Consider the following 12,014-nt stretch of genomic DNA (forward strand, 5'->3'; position numbering starts at 1 on the left):
TCGCCTCACTGGCGAAAACGTTCCCTGAACTCATCCGTCGTCGTGTACTCCTCCATGAAGGAAACGACCTTGCGTCCCGTCTCGCTCAGGCGCTTCTGCGGACTCCAGAAAAGATTGACCTGGATTTCCATCTCCGGCACAAGGGGACGACGTGCAAAGATCGTCTCGCTGCGCGTCACAAAATCCGGCAAAATCGATATGCCGAGGCTGTTCGCGACGAGCTGCTTGATCGTCTTGAGCTGCGACGTACAAAGCAAAATCTCGGGCGTAAAACCGTTTTCCACACAGCTGCGATAGACCGTATCGTATTGATACGTATTCGGCTGCTGCATGATGAACTTCTCACGACGGAGGTCGGCGACGGCCACATGCTCACGCGCCGTCAACGGATGATCGAGCGGCAGACACAGTTCCATCTTATCCTTGAGCACAGCCATCTCATTGCGGTGCGTCTTAACTGCGGGCGCAAGCACGACACCGAAGTCGAGCAGCCCTTCCTCCACCTTCGCCCTGACCTCGACGGAATCAACGTATTCGCAAACATCGAGATTGATGTCGGGATGCGCCGCCGTAAACTTCGTAAAAAAGTCCGGAAAAAGATACGCCTCAAGCATCGGCGGCAGACCGAAGTGAACCGTCCGCCGAGCATCGGGGCGAAAACGCAGCATATCCTGCTCCGCACGTTCGACCGCCTGCATGATCTCCTCCGCATGAAGCAGAAACGCCCTTCCCTCCATCGTCAAAGACACACGCTTCTGCCGACGATCGACGAGCATCAGGCCAATCTCGGACTCCAACGATTTGATCGCCTTCGTGACAGACGGCTGGGAAACGTGGAGAGCCTCCGCCGTGCGCGTGAAGTTTTCGAGATGGGCGAGCGTGCAAAAATATTCCAATTGTCGAATTTCCAAGCTATTCCCTCCTCCAGTTCTCACTAGGTATTATACCATAACTGTGAGGAATCTTATAGAGAAAATTCCATAGGAAACGACATATCGTCATTAAAATCCTGACACGACATTTACCGCACGAGCGAAACAGGCGACAGCACCTGCGCTCCTTGACTATTGGTAAAAATGTCGGCGCGCACGCCGAAGACCTCAGCGAGCATCGCGACGTTCAGCACATCATGCGGCGTTCCCGTGCTGAAAATCTGCCGATCCTTGATGACGGCGATCTCGTCCGCATACTGCAAAGCATGGTTGATGTCATGCAGCACCATGATGACGGTCATCGCATGCTCTCGATTGAGCCGCTTGATGATTTCCATGACTTCAAGCTGATGCGCAATGTCGAGGTATGTCGTCGGCTCATCGAGCAGCAGGTATTCGGGCTGGCGAGCCAGCGCCATGGCGATCCAGGCGCGCTGACGCTCGCCGCCCGAAAGCGACATGACCTGACGGGTGCGCATCGCTTCCAGCCGTGTCTCGGCCAGCGCCTGTGCGACAGCCTCGCGATCTTCCTTCGAGCGGCCGATCGTGCGCCAGCTGCGGTACGGATAGCGGCCATAGTCGACGAGCGCCTCCACCGTGAGATCAGGCGGAGCAGCAAGTCCCTGCGGCAGGATGGCGAGGCGCTTCGCCAACGATTTTCGAGGGATGGCATGGATGTCTGTGCCGTCCAACAGCACCTCGCCCTCGTACTTGGGATTCAAGGCGGCAAGCACGCGCAGAAGCGTCGACTTTCCCGCGCCGTTCGGGCCGATGATCGCCGTGCGCTTGCCGACGGGAAATTCGACGTTCAGATTGTGCAGGATTGTCTTTCCTGCGAGCGCCACCGAAAGATGGCGAACCGTCACAGACATCAAAGTTCCCTCCTCAACAGAAACAAGAAGAACGGCGCACCGAGGACAGCCATGAGGATGCCGACAGGCAGTTCGACAGGCGCAAATGCCGTGCGTGCGAACGTATCGCTCAAAGTCACGACAGCCGCGCCCAAGAGCGCGGACGCGGGCAGAAGGAAGCGATAGTCCGAGCCGACCAGAAGCCGAGCCGCATGAGGCACGATGAGTCCGACAAAGCCCAAGAGTCCAACGACGGCAACGGCGCTCGCTGCCAGAAGAGCCGCGATCGCCGTGAGCAAAAGGCGCGTGACCTCGACGCGAAGGCCGAGACTCCGCGCGATCTCATCGCCCAGGAGCAGGATATTGAGCTTACGCGAGAAGGCGAGGGCGAGCACGAGACCGACAATCGTATACGGGAAGATCATGTCGACCTGCGGCCAGCTGCGCGCCGACAGACCGCCTACCATCCACATCAAGGCGCCGTGCACGCGGTCGCTGTAAAAGATCATCAGGGCGGAGATGCCCGCGCCGAGAAAAGCCGAGACGGCGACGCCCGCCAGGATGATGCGGATCGGCCGGATGCCGTTCTTCCAAGCGAGCAAGTAGATGGCGACAGCGGCCGCCATCGCGCCGAGAAAGGCGGCGGGCGTCACGAAGGCCTCGTGCCCGGGAAAGACGAGCATGACAAAGATGCCCGCAAGTCCCGCCCCCGACGAGATGCCGATGATGTGCGGGTCGGCGAGGGGATTCTTCATGATCGCCTGCAAAATAGCGCCTGAAAGCGATAAATGGACGCCGACGAGCGCCGCCACGATCGTGCGCGGCAGACGGATATTCATGAGGATCTGCGCGTGCACACCCTCAACGCCCTCTGTGAGCGTCTGTCCTATTTCTGCTGCGGGAATTTCGACAGATCCTTTCATGATGCTCAAGACGAAGCCGACGCATGCCAAAGCGGCGAATACCGCCACGATGGATATTCGCCGCCTGAAAGCGCTGAATTTTGTTTCCGCACCTTCCGCACCGCTCATGGAAATACCTCAGGATAGATGAGCTTCGCCATCATCTCGAAGGCTTCAGGATAGTGCAGTCCGGGACTCAGAAGGAAGAGATCCTGCGGCAGGTAATAGAGTTTTCCCTGCTGAATTGCAGGAATGCTCTGCCACGCGGGACTTTCAGCGATCGTCTTTTCCATATTTTTCTTGATCTCATCCATCTTGCCCATGCTCGTGACAAAGATGATGTCCGGATTCTGCTCGACGAGAGTTTCCATGCTGTATGGCGCAGCATCGGGATTCTTCTCCAGCGGCGTCATACCGCTCGCCACGTTCTCCCAGCCGAGCATCTTGACGATGGAGCCTGCGATGCTGCCGTCGAGCTGCACGCTCAAGCCCTGCGACGTGCTGTGCAGGATGGCGACACGCTTCTTCTCCTTTGGCACGCGTGCAAGGACGCCCTGAATCTTCTCGTCCATCTCCTTGACAAGCGTCTCGCCCTTCTCCTTTTCTCCTGTGACCTGCGCAAAAATCCTGACCTCGCGCTTCACGTCCTCGTAGCTTTTCATGTCGATGACGATGGACGGAATCCCATTTGCCTCAAGCGTCGACAGGAGCTTTTCGTTCATGCCCTTATTGACGATGACGAGATCGGGCTGACAAGCGAGCACCTTCTCCACATCGATCTGGTAGACCTCGCCAACGCTTGCCTTGTCCTTGGCATAATCGGGCATCTTCGTCTTGGAATCCGGCCGGCCAACGACATCGCCGCCCACGGCATGAAGCGGCTCAAGGAACGATGCCGACAGCACGACGATGCGCTCCGGCTTCTTTCCAAGTGCGACCTCGCGCCCCATATCGTCCTTGATTACGGCAAAATTTGCGCCCTGTTCCGTCTTCGCCGCTTCCTTCGCACCGCATCCTGCAAGAATTGCAAGCATCACGACCAAAAGGGAAAGAGCAAACGCCCTATAAAAATTTCCGCACATGTTCAAGACCTCCTTCAAGCATTGCGTCGCGTCAGAATCGTCGACAGGTAATTGACCTTCTTATCCTTCTGCGCCTCGATATCATCGATGCGTTCCTCATCGGGCAGGCCGCAGCGGCTCACCATCACGGCATCCTTCGCCAAGCCGCTTTCGCTGAGCATATCAGCGATTTCGGGGAAGTTCTTGTATACTTTCATCAGGACGGCATTGTCCGTCACGGGCAGGATCTTGGCAATCTTCTCGGGCGAAGCCGTCGCCGGAATGATGGAAAGAATATCGTTTCCCTCGACGATCGGATAGCCGAGCTTGCTGCCAATGGCGCAGAACGCCGGAATCCCCGGAATCGTCTCGATCGTCACCGCTTCATGCTCAAGCAGACGATAGACATAGATGTAAGTGCTGTAAAACATCGGATCGCCCAAGGTCAGGAACGCCACATTCTTTCCCACCTCCAAGAGTGCGAGAATCTCCGCCTTGTTCTCCTCCCATGCTTTCGTGGACTCGGCAAAATTCGCAACCATCGGAAAGACCTGATAGACGATCTCGATATCCTTCTTCAAGTAAGGACGCGCGATGGAAAGCGCGACGCTACCGTCCTTCTTCTCCGTCTTGGGCGCGATGAGCACATCTGCCTTCTCCATCGCACGAATTGCCTTGACCGTCAAAAGCTCGGGGTCACCCGGTCCCACGCCAATGCCGAAAAATGTTCCCTTCATACCATACCTCCTATTGCTTCTACAAAAGAACCGCCCGAGCGGGCACAACTGCACCAGCTTCGAGCGGTTCATATTCGCCTCTGGGGGCAATTCCCTCTCGCCATTATATACCATTCCTTCAAGGAATGGCAAGGTCATGTTTAGGAGACTGCAGAGGCATCACAAACATTCATCTCTTGCCTATTTCGGCTCTTCCAAAAGGGCGAGCAATTCGTCGTAATCCTTCTTCAGCTTGTAGTATTCATCGGCAAGCTGCAAAGCGGCGAGCACGCCGATCTTCGTGCCCGAGAAACTGCGGGTCTTTTTGGCGACGTCGCGCATGTTGTCATCCACGAGCTTGGCAAGCTGGCGCACATAGTCGGCAGGTTCATCGCTCTTGAGCGGATACACTTCGCCGAATATCTCAACGACTACCTTCTTCTTTTCCATCGTTTCACCCGCTGTCTTTTCAGGCGCGAAGCTCAGCGCCACATTCTTTTTGGAGCGCCGCCAAGATCTTCGCTACGGCTTCGTCGGCTTCTTCATCCTTCAAGGTCTTGTCCGCCGACTGGAAGTCGACGCTGAATGCCATGCTCTTCTTGCCCTCGGCGACCTGCTCGCCCGTGTAAACGTCGAAGAGGTGCAGATCCTTGAAGAACTTGCCCGCACTCTTTTCGATGGTGCGTGCGAGTCGCGCCGCATCCGTCTGCTCGTCGACGAGCAGTGCGAGGTCGCGCGAGATCGCGGGGAAGCGCGGCAGCGGCTCATAGCGGAAGTTCTTCGCGCGATACTTGAGCAAGGTCTCGACGTCCATCTCGAAGATGTATGCTTTCTTGTGGATGCCGAGCGCTTTCAGGACAGCAGGATGCACCTCGCCGAGCACGGCGATGACCTCCCTGCCCTTCTTGAAGAATGCCGTCTTCCCCGGATGCAGCGCGAAGTGTTCGCCGCTTTCCACCGTATAGTTGGCGATGGAAAGACGCGCGAGGAGTTCTTCCACGACGCCCTTGACATCGTAGAAATCGACGGCTTCATTGTCCTGATTCCAGCCGATCGGATGACGTCTGCCTGCAAGAAACCCTGCGAGCTTCATGATTTCCTCGGGCTGCTCCGTCACGGGCAGCTCCTTCGGCACAAAGATCGGCGCGACCTCGAAGAGGCGCAGATCTTCGTTCTTGCGCGAGAAGTTGCGCTGTGCGTTTTCCAAGAGGTTGGAAAGGAGCGTCGTGCGCACGAGCGGATATTCGTCCGTCAGCGGATTCATGATGGGCACGGCGCGGCGCAGGGAGCTCGCCTGCGGCACCTGCATCTTGTCGAACATGCTCGGATGCGTGAAGCTGAAGGACACGGTTTCCGTCATGCCGAGTCCTGTGAGAATCTCCTTGATGCGGCCGATGAATGCGAGCCTCTCGCTCTGGCGTCCCTGCACGGCTTCGCCGCGCGGGCGCGTCGCGGCAATCTTGTCGTAGCCGTGGATGCGCGCGACTTCTTCAGAGATGTCCTCCATTAAGGTCACATCGCTGCGCCACGAGGGCACACATGCGATGTACGAGCTGCCCTCCTCGCGCACGGCGAAGCCGAGTTTTTCGAGGATGCGCTTCATCTCCGCACCTTCGATCTCCGTGCCGAGACGCGCATTGACCGCCGCCGCGGTGAACGTGACTTCCACTGGCTCTTTCGGCGCGGGATATACGTCGACGACGCCCGAGGCAACCGTGCAGGCGCCCATCTGCTGCAGGAGCTGCGCTGCACGATCGAGCGCACGCACCGTATGCGCGACGTCGACGCCGCGCTCGAAGCGCCCCGACGCCTCGGAGCGAAGGCCAAGAGCGCGGCTCGTGCGGCGAATGCTCGCGCCGTTGAACGCGGCGGCCTCCAGGACGACAGTCTGCGTCGCGTCGGTGACTTCCGATTCCAGACCGCCCATGACACCGGCAAGACCCGCGGCCTTTTCCGCATCGGCAATGACGAGTTCCGTTCCCTTGGCGCGGCGTGAGGAATCGTCGAGCGTATGAAGCTCCTCGCCTTTTGCCGCAAGCCGCGCCGTGAGCTTCTTCCCCGCGATCTGCACCCAATCGTAGGCGTGCATGGGCTGGCCGAATTCCAACATGACGAAGTTCGTGACGTCGACGACATTGTTGATGGCGCGGATGCCTGCATCTTCCAGCCGCTTCGCCATCCATGCGGGCGACGGCGCGATCTTGACGTTCTGCAGGACGCGCGCGGAGAAGCGACTGCAAAGCTCGGGCGCCGCTATGCCGATCTCGATGAGGTCAGAAGCCTTGACGGAGGCGTCTTCTTCGACGCGAATCTCAGGGAACTTCGCCTCGCCTCCCGTGAGCACGGCGGCTTCGCGCACAAGCCCCAAGACACTGAAGCAGTCGCCGCGGTTCGCCGTAAGCTCGAATTCTAGGACGACGCCATCGAGTCCCAATGCCTTGCTCGCCGGAATCCCTACGGGCGTATCGGGCGGCAGGATGTAGATGCCGTCCTTTTGCTCCTCTGTCAGATTCGATTCATCGAGCTTCAGCTCGCCGGCGGAGCAAAGCATGCCGTTCGACACGATGCCGCGCAGTTTGCCCTTCGCAATCTTCAAGCCGTTCGGCAGATGCGCGCCGACGAGCGCGACGGGAACGATGTCACCTTGATGCACGTTGTCCGCGCCCGTCTGAATCGTGACGAGTTCCTTTTGCCCGACATTCATCCGGCAGACGAGAAGATGGTCGGAGTCGGGATTCGGTTCAAGCTTTTCGATGCGTCCCGTGACGACCTTGTCCAGTCCGCTGTCCGCACGCACGACATTCTCCACGGGCACGCCCGCCATCGTGTATTTGTCGGCGAGTTCTTCTGCCGTCTCCTTGAAATCTATATAATCATGAAGCCATTCGATCGATACCTGCATGAAACTTTTCCTCCCCCTCAGAACTGATGCAAGAAGCGCACATCGTTGTCATAGAAGAGCCGCAGATCGTCGATGCCGTAGGAAAGCATGGCGATGCGCTCGACCCCCATGCCGAAGGCGAAGCCCGCGACCTTCTCGGGATCGTAGCCGCTCATCTTGAGGACGTTCGGATGCACCATGCCCGCACCGAGGATCTCTAGCCAGCCCGTGCCCTTGCAGACGCGGCAACCCTCACCGTGACACATGACGCACGAGATGTCAACCTCCGTGCTCGGCTCGGTGAATGGGAAGAAGCTCGGACGAAAGCGCACGCGAGCCTTTTCATCGAAAATCTGACGCAGAAAGTCTTCGAGCGTTCCCTTGAGGTCAGAGAAACGAATGCCCTTGTCGACGACAAGACCCTCAACCTGCGTGAACATAGGCGAATGCGTCGCGTCGTAATCGTCGCGGCGATAGACCCTGCCGGGAGCGATCATCCGGATCGGCGAATTCGGCTCGTGCGCCTGCATCGTGCGCGCCTGCACGGGAGAAGTATGCGTGCGCATGAGAATGTCCTCCGTGATGTAGAAGGAATCCTGCATATCGCGCGCCGGATGATCCTTGGGCAAGTTCAGCGCCTCGAAATTGTAGTGGTCACGTTCGATTTCCGGCCCCTCTTCGACGCTGTAGCCCATCGCCATGAAGATGCTCTTGATGCGCTCCATCGTGACCGTCAGAGGATGCAGATGCCCCAGAGGCTCGCGCCGCCCGGGAAGCGTCACGTCGATCTTCTCACCTGCAAGCTTCGCGGCAAGCGCCTCTTCGGCAAGCGCCGCACGCTTCTTCTCCAACGCGCTTTCAATCGCCGCGCGCGCCTCATTGACGATCTGCCCGAGACGCGGTCTCTCCGCAGGGTCGAGCTTTCCCATGCCGCGTTGGATCGCCGTCAGCTCGCCCTTCTTGCCGAACACCTTGACGCGGATGCCGTCAAGATCTGCGAGCGTCACGCCCGCCGCTTCGATGGCTGCAACGGCGTCCTCGCGAATCTTCGCTATCTTGCCTTCCATAGATGAAATGACCTCCCAAGCTGCAAAACGGCAAAGCAAAAACCTCCGCCCCCGCCAAGGGGCGAAGGTTCGTGTCGCCGCCCCCAAGCACTTCGGGGCATCGCGCCCAGCCGTTCATTATTGTTGCAATACTGATAAAAGTATATTACAGAAGGGAAGAAAAGGCAAATCTTTTACGGAAATTCGCCAGAAAGGCTAGAAATATGGTATACTATACGTTAAACGGAAAAATCATGAGCAAAGGAGCATGAAAAAAATATGCTATTAACCCGTAATTGCGTGGAGCTTCTCGCACCGGCCGGCACCTGGGATGCCCTCGTCGCGGCTGTCGAGGCGGGCGCGGATGCCGTCTATCTGGGCGGCAAGCACTTCAATATGCGCATGCACCACGGCGATACGAATTTCGACAACGAGATGCTGAAAAAAGCCGTCGACTTTACGCACGAACACGGCGTCAAGCTCTATATCACCTTGAACAATCTCATCAGCGAGGAAGAGCTTCCCGCCCTGCGCGAATATCTGCTCTACCTGCAGGAGATCCGCCCCGACGCGATCCTCGTGCAGGACTTCGCCGTGCTTGAGCTGAAAAAGGAACTGGGCATCGACATCCCGCTGCACACCTCGGTCATGATGAATACGCACAACGAGGCGGCGATTGAAAAACTCAAGGAATACGGCATCACGCGCATCGTTGTCGGGCGCGAGATGACGCTCTCTGAACTGAGCCTCTTCAAGGAACGCACGGGGCTAGAAGTCGAATACTTCATGCACGGCGACATGTGCATGTCCGAGAGCGGCCAGTGCATCCATTCGGGCGTGCTCTTCGGTCAGAGCGGCAACCGCGGCCGCTGTCTGAAGCCCTGCCGCTGGGCGTATGAGCTGATCGACGAGGAGACGGGCGAGGTCTTGGATGCCGAGAGCGAAGGCCCGTACAAGCTCGCTTTGAAGGACATGTGCATGTATCGCAACATCCCCGAGCTCATTCAGGCAGGCGTTCACTCCTTCAAGATCGAGGGACGCATGCGCCCGGCGGAGTTCATCCGCCGCATCGTGCGCACCTACCGCAAGGCGATTGACAGCTACATCGCCGATCCTTTCGGCTACCAAGTCGACGAAGCGGGCTGGCGCGACCTCTTCGACAACCGTGCGCGCGACTTCACGACGACGTTCGCCTTAGGGCCGACGACAGCACGCGACATCGGCTTTGACGGCACGCGAGAACCTCGCTTCTTCAGCGAGGCCGTGAAGGAGCCGGGCTTCCAGGACGACATTCTGAAGGCGGAGCGCCCCATCGCACGCGAGAATGCGCCCCATCGCCGTCTCTCGGTGCGCGTCGGCGACATCGAAGGCGCACGCGCCGCCATCGAGAGCGGCGCCGATGCCGTCTACGTCGGCGGCGAGGCATTCCGCCCGAAGAAGCCGTGGCGGCTCACGGACATCGAATCTGTCATCGAAACGGCGAATGAATCGGGCGCAAAGGTCTTTGTCAATACGCCGCGCACAACGATGCGCCGCGAATGCGGCGAGCTCGAGCAGTTCTTCACGGCACTCGAACGCCTGCAGCCCGCAGGTGTCCTTGTCAGCAACCTCGGCTCGCTGCGCCTCGCCCAGACGATCACGAGCCTGCCCGTGCAGGCCGATCTCTCGTTCAACCTCTTCAACCATCTCGCCGCGAAGTTCCTCAAGGAAAACGGTCTTGCCATGGCGGCATCCTCCTTCGAGCTTTCCTTCGAGCAGCTTCGAAGCCTCGTTGAAGCCTCGGAACTTCCCATCGAAACGGTCGTGCATGGCTCTTACGAATCCATGATCCTCGATCACAACCTGCCCGAGATGTCCTTGGGCAACTACGACCCGCTGAAGAATCCCGAATTTCTCGATCGCCGCTATGCACTGCGCGACAGGGCGGGCGAGGTTCATTCCATCCGCATCGACCAGTTCGGGCGCAACCACCTCTACTTCGCGAAGGATCTGTGTCTTTATCCGTACCTTGAGAAGTTCAACGGCATCGCCTCCTACCGCATTGAGGCGCAGGACTACGCGCCTGCGCTTGTCTCTCTCGTCACGAAGACGTACCGCGAGGCGCTCGATGCGCTCTCGCGCGGGGAAAAGGCTTTCGATGAATCCGCGCTCGCCGCACTCGCCGAAAAGAGTCCGCGCGCTTTCGGTCTCGGCATCTACCGTTTCCGCGAGTCAAAGGATTCGATCTAAAAAAGCGCGGATGAATCCAACGCTCATTTCGTTCACGCTCCCCTAAGGAGGTCATTATTTGAAAGAATACATCGGTGCCGAAGCCATCCTCGAAAAGAAGAAGAAGTACATCATGCCCTGTCTCGGCCACTTCTACCGTGAGCCGCGCCAAATCGTGCGCGGCTCCATGCAGTACCTCTTCGACAGCGAGGGCAGGAAGTATCTCGACTGTTTCGCGGGTGTTTCCGTCATCAACTGCGGCCACTGCAATCCCGAGATTACGGAGAAGGTCACAAAGCAGGTCGAAACATTGCAGCATGTCTGCAACATCTACTTGACGGAGAACTTCGTGAACCTCGCCGAAAAACTCGCCGAGATCACGCCCGGCGACCTGCAGAAGAGCTTCTTCTGCTCGACGGGCACGGAAGCGACGGAGGGCGCTGCGCTGCTCGCGACCATTCACACGGGAAGCAGCGAGTTCATCGCACTCCGAAACGGTCTGCACGGGCGCACAAAGCTCACGATGAGCCTTACGGGCATCGGCATGTGGCGCACCGATCCGAACCCCGTCGGCGGCATCCAGTTTGCACCGAACCCCTACTGCTACCGCTGTCCGCTCGGCAAGACGCATCCAGAATGCGGCCTTGCCTGCGCCGATGAGGTCGAGACGATCATCCGGACGGCGACGAGCGGCAGGCCCGCCGCCTTCATCGCCGAAAGCATCCAGGGCAACGCCGGCATCATCGTGCCACCTAAAGGATACTTCCAGCGCGTCAAAGAAATCATCTCGTCCTACGGCGGTCTCTTCATCGCGGACGAGGTACAGACGGGATTTGCTCGCACGGGCAGGATGTTCGCCATCGAGCACGCGGGCGTCGTGCCCGACATCATGTGCGTCGCCAAGGCGCTCGGCAACGGACAGCCCATCTCCGCCTTCATCGCGAGTGCCAAGGTCGCTGACAGCTACACGAAGCCCGGCGCCTCAACCTTGGGAGGCAACCCCGTTTCGAGTACGGCAGGACTCGCCGTCCTCAACTACATCGAGGAGCATCACCTCGCCGAAAATGCCGAAGCGCGCGGCAAACAATTGCGCAAGGGACTCGCCGAAATTCAGAAGCGCCACCCGATCATCGGCGACATCCGCGGCCTCGGCCTTATGACGGGCGCAGAATTCGTCCACAGCGACAAGCGCCCCGCCCCTGAAGAGCTGGACACAGTGCTCGAAGAGCTCAAAGATCGCGGCTTCATCGTCGGCAAGAACGGCGTCGCCAGAAACGTCATGGCGTTCCAGCCGCCGCTCATCATCACGGAAGAGAATATCAACGACGTGCTCAATGCCCTTGAGCACGTGTTGGTGAAGTTCAAGTTGTAGAAACAGCAGTCTTCCACATAAAAAATCCCGCGAGTGCCAAAACTC

General features: G+C 58.5%; 10 protein-coding genes. 2 read left to right on the plus strand and 8 right to left on the minus strand.

Annotated features, from left to right (window positions below):
- Window positions 1-5 precede the first annotated feature (5 nt).
- From QZ177_RS02300 to pheS, 8 genes are all read right to left on the minus strand, one after another.
- Complete coding sequence (locus tag QZ177_RS02300) at window positions 6-911, minus strand: LysR family transcriptional regulator (RefSeq protein ID WP_264919106.1); 906 nt, start codon at window positions 909-911, stop codon at window positions 6-8.
- Between the two features lie 110 nt (window positions 912-1,021).
- Window positions 1,022-1,804, minus strand: coding sequence for an ABC transporter ATP-binding protein (locus QZ177_RS02305; protein WP_009646216.1), 783 nt, complete (start codon window positions 1,802-1,804; stop codon window positions 1,022-1,024).
- Window positions 1,804-2,814 carry an iron ABC transporter permease gene (locus QZ177_RS02310; protein WP_009646211.1) on the minus strand — a complete coding sequence of 337 codons (1,011 nt, stop codon included), beginning with the start codon at window positions 2,812-2,814 and terminating at the stop codon, window positions 1,804-1,806. Before QZ177_RS02310 ends, QZ177_RS02305 begins: the two co-directional genes overlap by 1 nt.
- On the minus strand, window positions 2,811-3,767 hold the full coding sequence (locus QZ177_RS02315) for an ABC transporter substrate-binding protein (RefSeq protein WP_265071623.1): 957 nt from the start codon (window positions 3,765-3,767) through the stop codon (window positions 2,811-2,813). Before QZ177_RS02315 ends, QZ177_RS02310 begins: the two co-directional genes overlap by 4 nt.
- Before the next feature lie 14 nt (window positions 3,768-3,781).
- The gene (cobI, locus tag QZ177_RS02320; protein WP_294175398.1) at window positions 3,782-4,483 is read right to left on the minus strand and encodes a precorrin-2 C(20)-methyltransferase; all 702 of its coding nucleotides are present in this window, start codon (window positions 4,481-4,483) and stop codon (window positions 3,782-3,784) included.
- A 180-nt stretch (window positions 4,484-4,663) separates the two neighbouring features.
- Window positions 4,664-4,912 (minus strand): cell division protein ZapA, encoded by a 249-nt coding sequence (locus QZ177_RS02325; protein ID WP_009646223.1) that lies wholly within the window; start codon window positions 4,910-4,912, stop codon window positions 4,664-4,666.
- A gap of 19 nt (window positions 4,913-4,931) precedes the next feature.
- Window positions 4,932-7,364 (minus strand): phenylalanine--tRNA ligase subunit beta, encoded by a 2,433-nt coding sequence (gene pheT / locus QZ177_RS02330; protein WP_294175399.1) that lies wholly within the window; start codon window positions 7,362-7,364, stop codon window positions 4,932-4,934.
- A 17-nt stretch (window positions 7,365-7,381) separates the two neighbouring features.
- A complete protein-coding gene (gene pheS / locus QZ177_RS02335) occupies window positions 7,382-8,410 on the minus strand; it encodes a phenylalanine--tRNA ligase subunit alpha (protein ID WP_006192162.1) in 1,029 nt (342 codons plus the stop codon).
- 258 nt (window positions 8,411-8,668) lie between these two features.
- On the opposite strand from pheS, the gene QZ177_RS02340 reads away from it, so the two are divergent.
- Together QZ177_RS02340 and QZ177_RS02345 are read left to right on the plus strand one after the other, a co-directional pair.
- Window positions 8,669-10,618 (plus strand): U32 family peptidase, encoded by a 1,950-nt coding sequence (locus QZ177_RS02340; protein WP_037370147.1) that lies wholly within the window; start codon window positions 8,669-8,671, stop codon window positions 10,616-10,618.
- 112 nt (window positions 10,619-10,730) lie between these two features.
- On the plus strand, window positions 10,731-11,969 hold the full coding sequence (locus QZ177_RS02345) for an aspartate aminotransferase family protein (RefSeq protein WP_294175492.1): 1,239 nt from the start codon (window positions 10,731-10,733) through the stop codon (window positions 11,967-11,969).
- Window positions 11,970-12,014 lie beyond the last annotated feature (45 nt).

Origin of the sequence: uncultured Selenomonas sp. (assembly GCA_905372355.1) — a bacterium.
Classification (GTDB): Bacteria; Bacillota; Negativicutes; order Selenomonadales; family Selenomonadaceae; genus Selenomonas.